This is a genomic window from Nonomuraea sp. LP-02 (assembly GCF_036289125.1).
GTDB lineage: Bacteria > Actinomycetota > Actinomycetes > Streptosporangiales > Streptosporangiaceae > Nonomuraea > Nonomuraea bangladeshensis.
The window spans coordinates 2,267,560-2,284,317 of sequence record NZ_JAXCLK010000001.1 but is presented as its reverse complement, the minus strand read 5'-3'; the positions used below and the strand labels follow the sequence as shown (position 1 = coordinate 2,284,317).

Genomic DNA, 16,758 nt, shown 5'->3' with positions numbered 1-16,758 from the left:
GACGAGAGCAATGCTCTCGCAGAGCGATGGCATACGTCAAGAGCACTGCTCTCGATTATGTGCGCCGCACATAGCGCCCACCGGTCAGATCCTGGCCGGCACCTCGTTTCCCGCGGCGCGGATCGCCTTGGGCAGGTTCGTCAGCGCCAGCAGCACGAAGCCGACCACGAAGAAGATCACCATCGACACGATGGCGATGCGGTAGCTGTTGGTGAGCTGCAGCGCGATGGTGACCGTCAGCGAGCCGATGAACGCCGACCCCTTGTCGCTGATCTGCAGCAGGCTGAAGTACTCGGCCTCCCGTCCCTTCGGGATGACCTGCGAGAACAGCGAGCGCGACAGCGCCTGCGTGCCGCCCAGCACGATCGCGATCGCGAACGCCATCAGGTAGAACTGCAGCGCCTCGCCCTCGCGGACGAACACCGCCGTCGCCACGATCGCCGTCCACAGCACCAGGCTCGCCAGCACCGTCCGCTTGGTGCCGAACCGCCGCGCCAGCCCTCCCAGCGCCAGCGCCCCGAAGAACGCCACGAACTGCACCATCAGGATCGCGGTGATCTGCACGGTCTTGTCCAGCTTCAGCGCCTCGGAGGCGAAGGCCGCGCTGTTGCCGATCACGGTCTGCACCCCGTCGTTGTAGACCAGGTACGCCACCAGGAACAGCAGCGTCAGCGGGTAGCGGCGCAGCTCGGACAGGGTGCGGCCGAGCTGGCGGAAGCTGCCGCCGACCGAGCGCAGCGCCGTCGTCTCGTGCGCCGGCACCGGCCGGTTGCGCAGCCGCAGCAGCGGCACGATGGTGAACGTCGCCCACCACAGGCCCGCCGAGGCCATGCAGATCCGCACCGACTCGCCCTCGGTCAGCCCCAGGCTCTCGTGCTGCAGGTACAGCACCAGGTTGAGCGCCAGCAGCAGCCCGCCGCCCAGGTAGCCGATGGCCCACCCGCGCGAGGACACCCCGTCGCGCTCCTCCGGCGTGGAGATCTGCGGCAGGAACGAGTCGTAGACCACGATCGAGCAGCCGTAGGCCAGGTTGGCCAGCACGAACAGCACGCCGCCCAGCATGTAGCGGTCGCCGTCGACGAAGAACAGGCCCATCGCGGCCAGCGCGCCGACGTAGGCGAACCCGCCGAGCAGCTCCCGCTTGCGGCCGGTGTGGTCGGCCAGCGCGCCCGCGATCGGCAGCAGCACGATCTGCAGGAACACCGCGATCGTGGTGATCAGGCCGAAGAAGGCGGCCGGCCGGATGTCGGCGCCGAGGACGTCCACGTAGCCGAGGCCGGGGTTGGCCGCGATCAGGTTGTCGAAGTCGGCCGAGCACCGCTCGGCCGGCACGCCGGGGAAGTCCTGTTCGCAGGCCGCGCTCCGCGCCACCGGGATCAGGTAGGGGCCGAGGAAGACCGAGATGACCGTGGTGTAGAAGGCGGAGTTCGCCCAGTCGTAGAAGTACCAGCCGCGCTGTTCGCGCCGGCGCGCTGCGGGGGATTCGTCCAGAGCCGCGGGGGGTGCGGGTACGGGCATGATGTCGTGTCGCTCCTAGAGGGCCGGACCAGTGGCCGGGGGTCGTGATGGCGGAGTGCCCGGGGCGGAGGGCGGGGGAGCGGCTAGGCCGCCAGGCTGCCCGGATGCCACTGGCCGCGCCGCGTGAGCACCTCGCGCAGGCCGGTGACGTTGTCGGTCATGATGCCGTCCACGCCGAGGTCGAGCAGCTGCTCCATGCGGGCGGGGTCGTTGATGGTCCACACGTGCACCTGCATGCCGATGGCGTGCGCGGTGCGGATCAGGCGGCCCGTGGTGACGCGCAGCCCGCGGAAGCCTATGGGCACCTGGGCGCAGGGGATGCCCGAGCGCGACAGGCGGGTCAGCAGCCGGCCGTAGCCCGAGGTCGCGGCGGCGGCGCGCAGGGCGGCCACGCCGCGCGGCCCGAGCGAGGAGCACACGTCGCGGCCCAGCGCCGCCTTGGCCAGCATCAGCCGCTCGTCGGAGAAGGAGGTCAGGCAGACGCGGTCGTAGGCGTTGGTGCGCCGCACCGCCTCGGCCAGCGGGGCGATCGCCGCCGCCTCCTTGACGTCGATGTTGAAGCGCGCCTCCGGCCAGGTGCCGAGCAGGTCCTCCATCAGGGGGATCTCGTGGACGCCGGCGATGCGGGCCCGCCGGACCGCCCGGTAGGGCAGCTCGGAGATGCGCCCCCGCTGGTCGGTGACCCGGTCCAGCGTGTGGTCGTGGAAGGCCAGCAGCACGCCGTCCGCCGTGGCGTGCGCGTCGGTCTCCAGGTAGGTGTAACCGAGCCCGACCGCCCGCTCGAAGGCGGCCGCGGAGTTCTCGGCGCCCTCCGCCGCGCCGCCGCGGTGGGCGAAGGCGAGCGGGCCTGGATGGTCGAGGAAGGCGTATCGACGGCTCAGCACGTCCAGAAGTATGCCCTTTCGGGATGAACGCTGAGGTTACGAATCGGCGAGATTCTGCCACTCCTGGCGGCGGGCCTCGGACAGCGCGATGGCGGCGGCCACCGCCACGTTGAACGAGCCCACCCGCCCCACCTGGGGGATGTAGCAGGCGCCGTCGACGGCGTCGAGCAGGGCGGGGGAGCAGCCGTGGTCCTCGCTGCCGACCACCAGGCACACGTCGCGGTCGAGGTCGGCCCGGTGCAGCGGCGTCGCCTCGGCAGTCAGCTCGATGGCCAGCACGGTGTAGCCGGCCTCCCTGGCGGCCTTGACCGCCTCGGTGGCGGGCACCGGCTCGTGCCAGGTGACCAGGCGCTCGGTGCCGAGCGCGGTCTTGCCCGCCTTGGGGTTGGTGGGCGGGGTGGCGTTGCCGGCCAGCCAGATCTCGTCGACGCCGAACGCGGCCGCGCTGCGGAAGATGGAGCCGACGTTGAACGGGCCGGTGACCGACTCCAGGATCATCCCCAGCCGGTTGCCGGTGTTCCTGCGCCAGGTGCGGTTGAGCCGCTTGACGTCGGTGGGGCGCAGCTGCCTTCTCATCGGGTCACCTTCAGTATGCGGTAGGCGGCCCGGCTGGCCTCGCGGGAGGCGTGCCAGCCCTGCTCGCCGAGCCAGCGCTGCAGGGAGTCCGAGCCGAGGTGTTTCTGGACGACCAGGTAGGCCACGCCGTCGGGCGTCAGCCGGGTGAGCCACCTGGTGAGCATGTCGTGCAGGGCCTGCTTGCCGATGCGGATGGCGGGGTTGGACCAGATCGCCCGGAAGCGGACGTCGTCCGGCACCTCGTCCACGTGCACCGACCTTACTTTGTCAAGGCGCGCGGCCTGGGCGTTGCGACCGGTCAGCTCGACGCTGCGGCGGTTGACGTCGACGGCCCACACGGTGGCCCGGGGCGCGCGGGAGGCCATGGTCAGCGCGATCGGCCCGTAGCCGCAGCCCAGGTCGAGCAGGTCGCCCTCCTGGGGCGGCGGCGGGACGCTCTCCAGCAGCACCCGCGTGCCCACGTCGACCCGCTCCGGGGAGAACACGCCGCTGTCGGTCTCCAGCCGCAGGTGCAGGTCGGGCAGGACGAGGTCGACCGTGCCCGGCCGGCTGGCGGCACCCGGCCGCTCGGAGAAGTAGTGGGCCACGTGGTGAAACGTTACGGGATACGGGTACCGAACATGACCGCCGCGCCCGCCACCAGCAGCCCGGCCAGGATCGCGGCCACGATGAACCACTGGGTGATCTCCTGGTTGACCAGCTTGTAGCCGAGCGAGGTGCCGATCTGCTCGTAGACGTCGCGCAGCTCGGCGCCGGACTCGGCGGTGTAGGCGCGGCCGGAGGTGCCGTCGGACAGCGACTGCAGGGTCTGTTTGTTGACGGGGACGTTCACCGGGCGGCCGTCGATGTCGACGGTGCCCTCCTGGGTGCCGTACGCGATGGTGGAGACCGGCACGTGGGCCTGCTGGGCGGCCTCGATGGCCTCGTTGACCGAGCGGCCGGAGGTGTTGTCGCCGTCGGAGAGCAGGACGATGGCGGCGGGCGGCGGGTCGGTGGCGGCCTGCTGGTCGAAGGAGCGCAGCGAGTCGAGGGCGTTGAAGACGGCCTCGCCGATGGCGGTGCCCGGGCGGGTGGTGAGGGTGCCGATGCCGGTGATGACGGCCTGATGGTCGGTGGTGGGGGAGATGACGACGTTGGCCGAGCGGGCGAAGGAGACGACGCCGACGTTGAAGCGGTCGGGCAGCTCGCGGGCGAAGTTCTGGGCGGCGGCCTTGGCGGCGGCGATGCGGTTGGGCTGGACGTCGTCGGCGTCCATGGACAGCGACACGTCGAGGGCGATCATGATGGTGGCGCGGTCGCGCGGGACGCGGACCTGGTCGGCGGGCTTGGCGGCGCCGATGACCAGCAGGGACATCATGACGAGGAAGAGCGCGGGGGCGACGTGGCGGCGCCAGCCGGGGCCGGCGGGGGCGACGAGGTCGAGCAGGGCGAGGTTGGTGAAGCGCACGGTGTAGCGGCGGCGGGCGAACATCGCCGCGACGTAGCCGGCCACCAGCAGCGCCACGAGGACGAACAGCCACAGCCAGGCGGGGGCGAGGAACGTCATGTCACCTTCCCGTGGGCCCGGCGAGCCACGTGGCTCATGCGCCGCTGGCGCAGGACGAACTGCGCGACGTCGAAGACCCAGTCGCGGTCGGTGCGCAGCACGAGGTGGGCGATGCCGGCCCGGCGCAGTGCCCGGCGGGTGCCCTCGCGCTGCAACTCCGCGGCTTCCGCGTACGCTTGGCGGACTTTGGGCGTCAGGTGCACTTCGCGTACTTTCCCGGTCTCGGGGTCGGTGAACGCGACCCGGCCGACGTCGGGCAGTTCGAGCTCGCGGGGGTCGATGACCTCGACGGCGAGGACCTGGTGGCGGGCGGCGAGCCGCCTGACGGGGCGCTCCCAGGGGCGTTCGGCGTCGGGGTCGAGCTCGGGGCGGGCGTCGAGGAAGTCGGAGACGATCAGCCGCATGCCGCGCCGGCGGCGCGTCGCGGCCAGCACCTCGATGCCCTCGGCGAGGTCGGGCGGGTCGGGCACGGCCGCGCCGCGCGGCGCGTCCATGAGGGAGTGCAGGAGGCCGTAGAGGGCGGGGCGGCCGGTACGGGCGGGCATGCGGTGGATGAACTCGTCGTGCATGACGAGCGCGCCGAACCGGTCGCCGAGGCGGCTGGACAGGAACCCGATCGCGCCGACGGCGGAGATCACCAGGTCGCGCTTGTCGGTGCCGGCGGTGCCGAAGTCCATGCTGGGGGACAGGTCGGCGAGGGCCCAGGTCTCCAGCTCGCGGTCGGCGATGAGGTCGCGGACGTGGGGGACGGTGGTGCGGGCGGTGACGTTCCAGTCCATGCGGCGCACGTCGTCCTCGCCGGGGACGTAGACGCGGCTGTCGCCGGCCTCGCTGCCGGCGCCGGGCAGCAGGCCCTGGTGGGCGCCGTGGAGCAGCCCGTCGAGCCGCCGGGTGACGGTGAGCTCCAGCCTGCGCAGCGCCTGCTCGGCGGTCGAGGCGCTCAACGGCCCTGGTTCCAGACGACGAGGGGCGGGGGGACGGCGTGCAGGATCTGCTTGACGACCTGTTCGGGGTCCACGCCGTCGGCCAGGGCGTCGAAGGTGAGCATGAGACGGTGGGCCATGACGTCCACGGCGACGTCGCGTACGTCGTCGGGCAGCAGGTAGTCGCGCCCGCGCAGCAGGGCCATGGCGCGGCCGGCGGCGACCAGGCCGAGGGTGGCGCGGGGGCTGACGCCGATCTCGATGGTGTCGGCGAGGTCGGCCAGGCCGTACTCGGCGGGGGAGCGGGTGGACATGACCAGGCGTACGACGTAGTCGGCGACGAGCTGGTGGACCGAGACCTCCTCGGCGGCCTGCTGGAGGGCGAGGAGCCGGTCGGGTTCGAGCACCCGCTCGGGGATGGGCGGGGTGACGCTCATCCGCTGCAGGATCTCCAGCTCCTCGTGGGCGCTGGGGTGGGGGACGCGGACCCGGAAGAGGAACCGGTCGCGCTGCACCTCGGGCAGCGGGTAGACGCCCTCGGACTCGATGGGGTTCTGGGTGGCGAGCACGATGAACGGCCTGGGCAGCGGGTGGGTGACGCCGGCCAGCGTGACCTGCCGCTCGGCCATGACCTCCAGCAGGGCGGACTGGACCTTGGCGGGGGCGCGGTTGATCTCGTCGGCGAGCAGGAAGTTGACGAACACGGGGCCGAGCTCGACGTCGAACTTCTCGTTCGACGGGTGGAAGACGCGGGTGCCGATGATGTCGCTCGGCACGAGGTCGGGGGTGAACTGGATCCGGGCGAACGTGCCGCCCACGACGGTGGCGAGGGTGGAGGCGGCGAGGGTCTTGGCGACGCCCGGCACCCCTTCCAGGAGGCAGTGGCCGCGCGCGAGCAGGGCCACGATGAGTCTCTCGACCATGTGCTCCTGTCCGACGATGACCCGCCGGACCTCGTCGAGGCTCTGACGCAGCAGGGCCGCGTCGGATCCGCCTGGCAACTCTTCGGCGACGCTCATGACGCCATTCCACCAAACGCGCCGCAAACGTGCACGACGCCACGTCTGTGCTTTCATGGCAAACGTGGCAAGTCCGCTGCAGTACGGCGATCCGCCCCGCCTGGGGCCGTTCGTGGTGCAGGCGCGCCTGCACCAGGCGCCGGCCGGTTTCGTGTACCTCGGCCAGGCGTCCGACGGACGTGCGGTGTCGCTGGCCGTGCTGACGAGAGGCGCCGCGTTCGACGCCGCGGCGCGCGAGCGGTTCATCACCGCGATCAGGGGCGCCGGGGGCGAGCGGGCGGGCCGGCGTCCCTGGTTCGGGTGGACGGGGCGGCAGCGGACGGCCGTGCTGGACGGGGCGCCCGAGGTGCTGGACAGCGAGCTGAGCAGCGCGCCGTGGGTGGCGGTGCCGTACGTGCCGGGGCAGCCGGGCGCGGAGTGGTTCCTGCAGCCGGTGATGGTGGGCGGGACGCTCATCGGGCAGGCGCACGGGCCGGACTTCGTGCCGCACTGGCTGACCGACCGCGCGCCCGCGCTGCCGGGGCCGGTGACGCGGCGCCGCCCGCTGACCGAGACGCGGCGGCGGGTGCTGATGGCCGCGCTGGCACTGGCGCTGCTGCTGGCCCTGGTGACGGCGATGCTGCTGCTCCTGGTGCTCGGGCGCAGCGACAGCGAGCCGCAGCCGCGGCAGCTGCCGCCGACGGTGTTCGTGCCGACGCCGCCGCCCGTGCCGGAGACGACCGAGCCGCAGCCCTCGCCGTCGCTGTCGCCGTCGCCGACGCGGAGCGGGCCGCCCACGCCGGGCAGGTCGCCCGGGGACGACAACGGCGAGGGGTCGCCGCTTTAAGGCGTTTGACCCTCACGCAACGTGAGGTTCTAGCGTCCTCGTCATGGAGTTCATCGTTCATGACACCCTGACGACGATGGCCGCCCTGCTGCGGCGGCCCCTGGACGAGCGGCCGGCCGCGGTGGCCGGGATGCTCGCGCCGATGCGTTCGGCGATCCCGATGCCGGGCGACATCGTGGACATCCACCACCAGGCGGGCGGCTTCCGCGTCGACGCCGACGACCCGCGCTACCTGCCCGCCGTCGAGCGGATGATCGAGGCCGACGTGCTCGGCCAGGTGCGGCGGGAGCTGGAGCGCGCCTCCGAGCGGCTGAGCGGCGCCGTGCAGGCCGAGTCGCTGCAGGTCATGCTCGTGCTCGGCGACCCGGAGAACGAGAACCTGATGGTGCGCTCCGGCGGCTACTACGGCATGGGCGGCTCGCCCGGCTGGCTGTTCCTGCTGGCCTGGCCCGGCGAGGAGGTGATCGGGCGGATCGCGCACTGCGCGGTGCACGAGTTCCACCACAACGTGCGCTTCATGAACGTGGAGTGGAACCCGGTGACGGTGACCGTGGGGGAGCACGTGGTGGCGGAGGGGCTGGCCGAGGCGTTCGTACGGGAGCTGTCCGGGCCGGAGGCGATGGGGCCGTGGTCGAAGAAGGTGACCGGGGAGGAGTTCGACCGGGCGTACGAGTTGATCATGAAGGACTTCGACCTGCAGGGGATGCGGCACACGCCGGCGTACGTGCTGGGCGACGGCGCGATGCGCGACTTCGGCGGGGAGCCGCGCGGCATCGCCGACATGGCAGGCTACGCGGTGGGGCTGCGACTGGTGGACCGCGCGCTGGAGGCCACGGGGCTGACGGCCACGGAGGCGACCCTGCTCCCCGCCGCCGAGCTGATGCGGCGCGGCGGCGTGCGCTGACCGGCGTTTCCGGGGGCCCTCGCACCTTGGCGAAAGAATGTCGAGCTGAATTCGCCCAGGGTGGAATGCGCTTTTAGAGAAATGTGCCGCCAGCGAAAGTTCTCCGTTATCCGGGAAGGCCGGGACTAGCGTTTTCCGCAGCGATCAACCGCACCAAGGAAGGCGGCCCTCATGACGGAGACCAAGCATGCGGCCTGGCCGGACCAGCTCGGCCGGCGGCTGCTCAAGGAGCGCATCGTCGTTCTCGGCCAGGAGGTCGACGACGAGATCTGCAACCGGCTGTGCGGGGAGCTCCTTCTGCTGGCCGCCGAGGACCCCAAACGCGACATCACCCTTTACATCAATTCCCCGGGCGGTTCGGTGCAGGCCGGGCTGGCGCTCTACGACATGATGCAGTTCATTCCGTGCGACGTGGCGACGGTCGCGATGGGATTCGCCGCGTCGATGGGACAGGTGCTGCTGTGCGCGGGCGCCAAGGGCAAGCGCTACGCGATGCCCAACGCCCGTGTCGTCATGCACCAGCCGCTCGGGGGCATCGGCGGCTCGGCCACCGACATCCAGATCCAGGCCGAGAACATGCTCTACACCAAGCGGCGGATGGCCGAGATCATCGCCCGGCACACCGGCCGGCCGCTGGAGCGCATCCAGGCCGATTCGGACCGCGACCGGTGGTTCACCGCCCAGGAGGCCCTGGAGTACGGCTTCGTCGACCACATCGCCGAAGGGATGAACTGAAGATGAGCGGGCGTTACGTGCTGCCGTCGTTCACCGAGCGCACCTCCTACGGCATCAAGGAGCTCAACCCGTACAACAAGCTGTTCGAGGACCGGGTGATCTTCCTCGGGGCGCCGATCGACGACACCGTGGCCAACGACGTGATGGCGCAGCTGCTGACGCTGGAGTCGATCGATCCCGACCAGGACATCAGCCTCTACATCAACTCGCCCGGCGGGTCGTTCACGTCGATGGCCGCGATCTACGACACGATGCAGTTCGTCCGGCCGGAGATCCACACCGTCTGCATCGGCGAGGCGGCCTCGGCGGCGGCCGTGCTGCTGGCGGCCGGCGCGCCGGGCAAGCGGGCCGCGCTGCCGCACGCGCGGGTGCTGCTGCACGAGCCGCACATCGAGGGCGGGCGCGGGCAGGGCAGCGACCTGGAGATCCACGCCAGGGAGATCCTGCGGATGCGCGACCAGCAGGAGGAGATCCTGGCCCGGCACACGGGGCGGTCGCCGCTGGAGATCCGCAAGGACATCGAGCGCGACCGGATCTTCACCGCCGAGCAGGCGCGGACCTACCGGCTGGTGGACGACATCTACGCCTCCAGGAAGCGGACCCTCGCCACGACCCGCTGACCCTCGTTCACCCCCTCCCCAAGGCGGCGCGCCCCCATGGCGCGCCGCCTTCGCCGTGTCCGAGCCCGTTGCGAGGGGGATAGCGTCATTTCTTTCCTTGCGTTCGGTGGATTCCGTCAGTAAGTATGGTTTCCATGCAAGATGACGTCGAGATCGACGAGCTGGATCGTGCCATAGCCGCCGCGCTCCAGCTCAACGGCCGGGCCCCCTGGAGCCTGGTCGCGCGGCTCGTGGGCGCGAGCGAGTCCACCGTCGTGCGCCGCGCCGCCGCCCTCGGCGAGCGCGGCCTCCTGCGCGTCATCGGCGTCGTCGACGTGCTGCGCTGCGGCCTCGGCGTCCCGGTGCTCAGCCGCTTCCGCTGCCGCCCCGGCACCACCTACGACGTGGCGGCGGCGATCGCGGCCCGCCCCGAGGCCAGGTTCGTGGCGGTCGTGTCGGGCAGTGCCGACTGCGTGGCCGAGTTCGTGGTGCCCACGCACGCCGCCATCGGCGAGGTGATGATCGCCGACGTGCCCGGCGGCGGCGACCGGGTCAGCGAGAGCGAGACGCACGCCGTCATGCGCACGTTCGTCTCCAACCACGACTGGAACCCGGGGGTCCTGGACGAGGCGGCCACCGCCGAGCTGCGCGACGCGGCCGAGCCGCCGTTCGAGGACTTCTTCGGCGAGGGCCCGCCGGACCGCCTGGACGAGCTGGAGCAGGCCATCGTCCGGGCGCTCGGCGAGGACGGCCGCATGCCGTACAAGACGCTGGCCAAGGTCGCCGGCAGCAGCGAGTCCACCGTCAAGCGGCGCGTGGAGTCACTGGTACGCCGCGGCTGCCTGCGCTTCCGCACCCTCACCGAGCCCGAGGTGCTCGGCTACGCCCTGGAGTTCATGCTCTGGCTGGAGGTCGAGCCCGGCCTGCTGGAACGCGCCGGCCGGCAGCTCGCCGCCCACCCCGGCACCCGCTACCTGTCGGCCACCACCGGCCGCTTCAACCTGGCCGCGCAGGTCGCGCTGCGCCACTACGGCGCGCTGTTCCGCTACCTCACCGACGACGTTGGCTCCCTGCCCGGCCTGCGCGCCGCCGACGTCACCCTCCAGCTCACCACGCTCAAACGCGCCTGGGCCCCCACACCCGCCGCACGATCAACGGAGAACCCCGCATGACCGCAACCCCCGACGCCCCGCAGCCCTGGCAGTGGGACGAGCAGACCTGGCGCGGCCACGTGGCACGGGTGCGCGCCGGACGCAGCCTGCGCCCCGAGTCGTGGCCGGGCGGCGCCCGCGCCGCCGTGGCCCTGTCCTTCGACTCCGACCACGAGACGATCCCGCTGCGCGACGGCGAGACCCGGCCGGGCAAGCTCTCCCAGGGCGAGTACGGCGCCCGCGTCGGCGCCCCGCGCGTGCTGCGCCTGCTGGAGCGGCACGGCGTCCCGGCCTCGTTCTTCATGCCGGCCGTCGCCGCGCTGCTGCACCCCGGCGAGGTGCGCGACTACGTCGCCGCCGGCCACGAGGTCGCCATGCACGGCTGGATCCACGAGCGCAACATGCTGCTGAGCCCCGCCGACGAGCGCGAGCTGGCGCTGCGCGCCGCCGACACCCTGGAGAAGCTGTCGGGCACCCGCCCCGTCGGCATCCGCACCCCGTCCTGGGACTTCTCCGACCACACCCTGGCCATCACCCGCGAGCTGGGCCTGCGCTACGACTCCTCGCTGATGGCCGACGACGAGCCGTACGAGCTGCTGGCCGACGGCGAGCCCACCGGCGTCGTCGAGATCCCGGTGGAGTGGATCAGGGACGACGCCCCCTACCTGATGATGGACCGCTACGCGGCGCTGCGGCCGTACACGCCGCCGCGCCAGGTGGCCGGGATCTGGCGCGACGAGTTCGACGCCGCCTACGCCGAGGGCGGGCTGTTCCAGCTCACCCTGCACCCCCACATCATCGGCCACCGCTCGCGCATGGCGGCGCTGGCCGAGCTGCTCGACCACATCGCCGCCCATCAGGGCATCTGGTACGCCACCCACGCCCAGGTCGCCGAACACGTCTGGAAGCACGCCCGATGAGCACCCCCGTCACCCCCGTCACCGCCGCCCCGTCCACGCGGCTGAGCCCCGCGCAGCGCAAGGCCATCGTGGCCGGCGCCATCGGCAACACCGTCGAATGGGTGGACTGGGCGATCTACACCACGTTCGCGTCGGTGTTCTCCGCGAAGTTCTTCCCCACCGGCGACGCGACCGCCGCGCTGCTGTCCACGCTGGCCGTCTTCGCCGTCGGCTTCCTCATGCGGCCGATCGGCGGGGCCGTCCTCGGCGCGTACGGCGACCGCCACGGCCGCAAGAAGGGCCTGACGCTGACGATCTCGCTCATGGCGGGCGCCTCGTTCGTCATCGCGATCTGCCCCGGCTACGACACCATCGGCATCCTCGCCCCGATCGTGCTGGTTCTGGCCCGGCTGGTGCAGGGCTTCTCGGCCGGCGGCGAGTTCGGCACGTCCTCGGCGTTCCTGATCGAGTCGGCCGCGCGCGGCCGGCGCGCCTTCGCCGGGTCCTGGCAGCAGGTGTCCGTCGGCGGCGGCGTGCTCATCGCCTCCGCGCTCGGCTTCGTGCTCACCTCCACCCTCGACGAGGCGGCGCTGCACAGCTGGGGCTGGCGGGTCGCCTTCGGCCTCGGCGGGCTGCTCGGCCTGGTCGGGCTCTGGCTGCGGGTCTCGGTCCCGGAGACGGAGGCGTTCGCCAAGGCGGCCTCCTCCGGCCGCACCCGCGCCAACCCGCTGCTGACCATGCTCCGCGACCACCCGCGCGCCGCGCTGCGCGTGGCCGGGGTGACCGTCGCGGGGACGCTGATCTACTACGTGTGGGTCAGCTACATGCCGACCTACGCCCACGTCGCCACCGGCATCCCGCTCAGCCGGGCGCTGCTCGCCAACACCATCGCGGTGGTGATCTTCCTGGTGCTGCTGCCGTTCGGCGGGCTGCTGTCGGACCGGATCGGGCGCAAGCCCACGATGCTGGCCTTCGCGATCGGGTTCCTGGTGCTGGCCTGGCCGGCGTTCCAGTTCCTCGACGGCGGGTTCGGCTCGCTGCTCGCCATCGAGATCGTCGGCATGGTGCTCATCGTCGGCTACTCCGCCAACTGCGCGGTGATCATGGCCGAGCAGTTCCCGGCCGAGGTGCGCACGACCGGGATCGGGCTGCCGTACGCGCTGTCCGTGGCGATCTTCGGCGGCACCGCCCCCTACGTCACGACCTGGCTGGCCTCCAACGGCCACCGCGACCAGGTCTGGCTGTACGTGGCCGCCGCCGCGCTGGTCGGCGTCGCCGTCTACGCCACGATGCCGGAGACCAAGGGCAAGGAGCTGACATGAGCGAGCACATCCTGGTGACCGGGGCGGCCGGCGGCATCGGGGCCGCGATCTGCGAGCTGTACGCCGGGCAGGCCCGCGTGACCGCCGCCGACCTGCGCCCCGAACCGCTGGCCGAGCTGGCCCGGCGCACCGGGGCCGGAGTGCTCGCCGCCGACCTGGCCGACGCCGACGCCGCCGGGGCGCTGGTCGGGCGGGCCTGGGAGGCGTACGGGCCGGTCGACGTCGTGGTCAACGCGGCCGGCATCTACCCGGCGACGCCGTTCCTGGAGATGACCGCCGCGCAGTGGGACCGCGTGCAGCACGTCAACGTGCGCGCCCCCATGCTGATCACGGCGGCGTTCGGGCGGGCCTGCGCGGCGAGCGGGCGCACCGGGTCGGTGGTCAACATCGCCTCCGGGGCCGCGCTGCGCGCCCGCCCCGGCGCGGCGCACTACTGCACCTCCAAGGCGGCGCTGGAGATGCTGACCAAGGCCGCCGCCGTCGAGCTCGGCCCGCTCGGCGTGCGTGTCAACGCCGTCAGCCCCGGCTTCGTCACGGTGGACAGCGCCGCCAACCCGGTCACCGAGGAGTACGCCGCCGCCGTCTCGGCCAACCCTCTCGGCCGGCGCGGCCTGCCGCCCGACGTGGCGCGGGCGGTGCGCTGGCTGGCCGGGCCGGAGGCGGAATGGGTGACCGGCGCGGTGCTGCGCGTCGACGGAGGGGCCGCGGCGGGCACGACCGCCCTGCCCCTGCACTGGACGGGAACGAGCGAGGTACAACAGCCATGAACTACACGGTCGTGGGCGGCGGCGCCATCGGCGGCACCATCGCCTTCCACCTGGCGAGGGGCGGGCACCGGGTGCGGCTCGTGGACGCCGACGCCGCGCACGTGGCCGCCGTCCGCGAGCGCGGCCTGGTGCTGCGCAGGGCCGGCGGCGACGAGCGGGCCGAGATCGACGCGGCCACCCCCGAGGAGACGTCAGGGCCGCTGACGAAGGTGCTGCTGTGCGTCAAGGCCCAGGCCACGGCGACCGCCGCCGCCTGGATCGCGCCCCGCCTGGCCCCCGGCGGCTACGTCGTCTCGGTCCAGAACGGCCTCAACGAGCCGCTCATCGCCGAGCACGTCGGGCGGGAGCGGGTGATCGGCGCGTTCGTCAACCTGTTCGCCGACGTGGCCGAGCCGGGCGTGATCCGCGACGGCGGGCCGGGGGCGTTCGTGATCGGCGAGCTGGACGGCGAGGCGAGCCCCCGTGTCGACCACCTGGTGGCCGACCTGGCGCCGCTCGGCGCCAAGGCGACCGGCAACGTCCTCGGCCACCTGTGGTCCAAGCTCGGCTTCGGCGCCATGCTGACCGCGACCGCGCTGGCCGACGCCCCCATGGCCGACCTCATCGACCGGCACCGGCCGCTGATGCACGCGCTGGTGGCCGAGGTGTTCGCCGTGGCCGGGCGGCTGGGGCTGCGGCTGGAGCCGTTCGACGCGTTCGAGCCCGCCGCCTATCTTCCCGAGGCCCCCGAGCGGGTACGTGAAGAGGCGACGGACCGTCTGACGGCATGGCTGCGCACGCAGCCGAAGGACCGCAGCGGCATCTGGCGCGACATCGCCGTCCGCCACCGTCCCGTCGAGGTTCACGACCACTACCGTGCCGTCCTGGCCGAGGCAGAGGCCGGGCAGGTGGAGACGCCGCTGCTGCGCGGCGTGCTCGCCCGCCTGGCCGACGTCGAGACCGGACGCGCACCGATGGGCGAGGAGCACCTCGCCGCGCTGGAGGACGCCTGATGACCACGCAGAACGAGGCGGCGAACGAGGAGAGCGACAAGGAGGGCGTCGCGGTGAAGCTGCGCGACTGGATCGGCGGGCATCGCGAGGAACTGCTCGCCGACCTGGCGGCGTACGTGTCGCTGGAGACGCCCAGCAACGACAAGGCGCTGCTGGACGCGGGCCTGCGCTGGATCGACGGCTGGCTGGAGGAGCGGCTCGGGCCGCCGTCGGCCACCCACAGGGTGGACGGCGGCGCGAGCGGCGGGGCCGGAGGGCGCGGCGAGCCCGCCGTGTACGGGGACGCCCGCGTCAACGACTACCCGGGCCACGGCGAGGCGCCGGTGCTGCTGCTGGCCCACTACGACACGGTCTGGCCCGCGGGGACGCTGGCCGGCTGGCCGTTCACCGTGGACGGCGACCTCGCCACCGGCCCTGGAGCGTTCGACATGAAGGCCGGCCTGGTCCAGCTCGTGTGGGCGCTGCGCGCGCTGGACGCCGCCGGGCTGCCGCGCCCGCCGGTGCGGCTGCTGCTCAACGGCGACGAGGAGATCGGCAGCCCGCTGTCGCGCCCGCTCATCGAGGAGTCCGCCAAGAGCGCCGCCGCGGTGCTCGTCTTCGAGGCGAGCGCGGACGGCGCGCTGAAGACCGCGCGCAAGGGCGTCGGCATCTTCCACCTGTCCATCACCGGCGTCGAGGCGCACGCCGGGCTCGAACCGGCCAAGGGTGCGAGCGCCATCGACGAGCTGGCCAGGGTCGTGCGCCACCTGCACGACCTCGCCGACCCCGACGCCGGCACCACGCTCAACGTGGGCGTCGTGTCGGGCGGCACCGGCTCCAACGTGGTCGCCGGCGCGGCCCACGCGGAGGTGGACGTCCGGGTGGCCAGCCAGGCCGAGGCCGGCCGGATCGGGGCGGCGCTCGCCGCGCTGCGGCCCAACGACGAGCGGGCCTCGTTCGAGCTGCGGGGCGGCTGGAACCGGCCGGTGATGGAGCGCGGCCCCGGCACCGCCCGGCTGTTCGGCCTGGCCCGCGAGGTGGCCGCCGGGATGGGGATCGAGCTGCGGGAGTGCGCGGTGGGCGGGGCCAGCGACGGCAACTTCGCCGCCGCGCTCGGCGTGCCCGTCCTGGACGGCCTCGGCGCGGTGGGCGACGGGGCGCACGCCCGGCACGAGCACGTGAGCGTCGCCGGAATGCTGGAACGGTCCGCGCTGACCGCGGGCCTGCTCCACGCCCTGGCCGTCGGCCGCTGATCCGCGGAGGGGCCCGGACGCGGGCCCCTCCGCCACCAGCCGAAGGGGCACTTGTACACTCTTGGGGTTTCTCGGGGGAAATCGGGGGAGTGGCGCGTGCCGCTGGAGCAGATCCTGGTGCTGCTGGCCGCGGCGGCCGCCGCCGGCTGGGTCGACGCCGTCGTGGGCGGGGGCGGGCTGGTGCAGCTGCCCGCCATCATGATCACGGGGCTGCCGCCCGTGGAGGCGATGGCGACCAACAAGCTGTCGTCGGTGTTCGGCACCGCCTCGGCGGCCGTGGCCTACGCCCGCTCGTCCAAGGTCGACCGGCAGGTGGCGCTGCCGGGAGCCGGGCTGGCGGTGCTGAGCGCGGGCCTCGGGGCCTGGGCCGCCGCCGCGATCTCCACCGAGGTGCTGCGCCCGGCCGTGATGGTGGTGCTGCTCGGGGTGGCCGCGTTCGTGACGCTGCGGCCCTCGCTCGGCGCGCTGCCGCAGCCGCAGCTGCGGACCGACCGGCGGGTGGTGGCCGCCGTCGCGGTGGCCGGCGTGGGGATCGCCTTCTACGACGGGATCATGGGGCCGGGAACCGGAACGTTCCTCATCATCGCCTTCACCACCATCCTCGGGCTGGACTTCGTCTCCGCGTCGGCCTCCGCGAAGATCATCAACGTGGGGACGAACATCGGCGCGCTGCTCGTCTTCGGCCTGCAGGGGCACGTGCAGTGGGCGCTGGGGCTCGGCATGGCGGTGTGCAACATCGCCGGCGCCCAGTTCGGCGCGCGGATGGCGATCAGGCGCGGCGCGGCCTTCGTCCGGGTCGTGCTGCTGTGCGTGGTCGTCGGCATGGTGGCCAGGCTCGCCTGGCAGCAGTTCGCCGGCTGACCTT

18 protein-coding genes are annotated in these 16,758 nt (G+C 72.8%); 11 read left to right on the top strand and 7 right to left on the bottom strand.

The window, feature by feature from the left end:
* Positions 1-84: 84 nt before the first annotated feature.
* From SMD20_RS10565 to SMD20_RS10535, 7 genes are all read right to left on the bottom strand, one after another.
* On the bottom strand, positions 85-1,518 hold the full coding sequence (locus SMD20_RS10565; RefSeq protein WP_329578366.1) for an MFS transporter: 1,434 nt from the start codon (positions 1,516-1,518) through the stop codon (positions 85-87).
* A gap of 83 nt (positions 1,519-1,601) precedes the next feature.
* The gene (locus SMD20_RS10560) at positions 1,602-2,402 is read right to left on the bottom strand and encodes a glycerophosphodiester phosphodiesterase family protein (protein WP_442942468.1); all 801 of its coding nucleotides are present in this window, start codon (positions 2,400-2,402) and stop codon (positions 1,602-1,604) included.
* A gap of 36 nt (positions 2,403-2,438) precedes the next feature.
* Positions 2,439-2,978: a TrmH family RNA methyltransferase gene (locus tag SMD20_RS10555; RefSeq protein ID WP_329578364.1), complete on the bottom strand. Its 540-nt coding sequence runs from the start codon at positions 2,976-2,978 to the stop codon at positions 2,439-2,441.
* Positions 2,975-3,565, bottom strand: coding sequence for a class I SAM-dependent methyltransferase (locus SMD20_RS10550; RefSeq protein WP_329578361.1), 591 nt, complete (start codon positions 3,563-3,565; stop codon positions 2,975-2,977). Before SMD20_RS10550 ends, SMD20_RS10555 begins: the two co-directional genes overlap by 4 nt.
* A gap of 11 nt (positions 3,566-3,576) precedes the next feature.
* Positions 3,577-4,524 (bottom strand): VWA domain-containing protein, encoded by a 948-nt coding sequence (locus SMD20_RS10545; protein ID WP_329578360.1) that lies wholly within the window; start codon positions 4,522-4,524, stop codon positions 3,577-3,579.
* On the bottom strand, positions 4,521-5,468 hold the full coding sequence (locus SMD20_RS10540; RefSeq protein ID WP_329578357.1) for a DUF58 domain-containing protein: 948 nt from the start codon (positions 5,466-5,468) through the stop codon (positions 4,521-4,523). The genes SMD20_RS10545 and SMD20_RS10540 overlap by 4 nt, the downstream gene beginning before the upstream one ends.
* Positions 5,465-6,466: an AAA family ATPase gene (locus SMD20_RS10535; protein WP_329578354.1), complete on the bottom strand. Its 1,002-nt coding sequence runs from the start codon at positions 6,464-6,466 to the stop codon at positions 5,465-5,467. The genes SMD20_RS10540 and SMD20_RS10535 overlap by 4 nt, the downstream gene beginning before the upstream one ends.
* Before the next feature lie 55 nt (positions 6,467-6,521).
* On the opposite strand from SMD20_RS10535, the gene SMD20_RS10530 reads away from it, so the two are divergent.
* The 11 genes from SMD20_RS10530 (at position 6,522) to SMD20_RS10480 (ending at position 16,754) form a co-directional block, all read left to right on the top strand.
* Complete coding sequence (locus tag SMD20_RS10530; protein WP_329578351.1) at positions 6,522-7,292, top strand: hypothetical protein; 771 nt, start codon at positions 6,522-6,524, stop codon at positions 7,290-7,292.
* Between the two features lie 43 nt (positions 7,293-7,335).
* Entirely contained in the window at positions 7,336-8,196 is an 861-nt protein-coding gene (locus SMD20_RS10525) for a DUF2268 domain-containing protein (protein ID WP_329578349.1), read from the top strand.
* Between the two features lie 171 nt (positions 8,197-8,367).
* Complete coding sequence (locus tag SMD20_RS10520) at positions 8,368-8,931, top strand: ClpP family protease (RefSeq protein WP_329578346.1); 564 nt, start codon at positions 8,368-8,370, stop codon at positions 8,929-8,931.
* Between the two features lie 2 nt (positions 8,932-8,933).
* Positions 8,934-9,551, top strand: a complete 618-nt coding sequence (locus SMD20_RS10515) for an ATP-dependent Clp protease proteolytic subunit (RefSeq protein ID WP_329578343.1) — start codon at positions 8,934-8,936, stop codon at positions 9,549-9,551.
* 134 nt (positions 9,552-9,685) lie between these two features.
* Entirely contained in the window at positions 9,686-10,702 is a 1,017-nt protein-coding gene (locus SMD20_RS10510) for an Lrp/AsnC family transcriptional regulator (RefSeq protein WP_329578342.1), read from the top strand.
* A complete protein-coding gene (locus tag SMD20_RS10505; protein ID WP_329578339.1) occupies positions 10,699-11,601 on the top strand; it encodes a polysaccharide deacetylase family protein in 903 nt (300 codons plus the stop codon). The genes SMD20_RS10510 and SMD20_RS10505 overlap by 4 nt, the downstream gene beginning before the upstream one ends.
* Complete coding sequence (locus SMD20_RS10500; RefSeq protein ID WP_329578336.1) at positions 11,598-12,902, top strand: MFS transporter; 1,305 nt, start codon at positions 11,598-11,600, stop codon at positions 12,900-12,902. The genes SMD20_RS10505 and SMD20_RS10500 overlap by 4 nt, the downstream gene beginning before the upstream one ends.
* On the top strand, positions 12,899-13,669 hold the full coding sequence (locus SMD20_RS10495) for an SDR family NAD(P)-dependent oxidoreductase (protein ID WP_329578333.1): 771 nt from the start codon (positions 12,899-12,901) through the stop codon (positions 13,667-13,669). The genes SMD20_RS10500 and SMD20_RS10495 overlap by 4 nt, the downstream gene beginning before the upstream one ends.
* Positions 13,666-14,661: a ketopantoate reductase family protein gene (locus SMD20_RS10490; RefSeq protein ID WP_329578330.1), complete on the top strand. Its 996-nt coding sequence runs from the start codon at positions 13,666-13,668 to the stop codon at positions 14,659-14,661. The genes SMD20_RS10495 and SMD20_RS10490 overlap by 4 nt, the downstream gene beginning before the upstream one ends.
* Positions 14,661-15,893: a M20 family metallopeptidase gene (locus SMD20_RS10485; RefSeq protein WP_329578328.1), complete on the top strand. Its 1,233-nt coding sequence runs from the start codon at positions 14,661-14,663 to the stop codon at positions 15,891-15,893. Before SMD20_RS10490 ends, SMD20_RS10485 begins: the two co-directional genes overlap by 1 nt.
* 96 nt (positions 15,894-15,989) lie before the next feature.
* Positions 15,990-16,754 carry a sulfite exporter TauE/SafE family protein gene (locus SMD20_RS10480; protein ID WP_329578326.1) on the top strand — a complete coding sequence of 255 codons (765 nt, stop codon included), beginning with the start codon at positions 15,990-15,992 and terminating at the stop codon, positions 16,752-16,754.
* Positions 16,755-16,758: the final 4 nt, after the last annotated feature.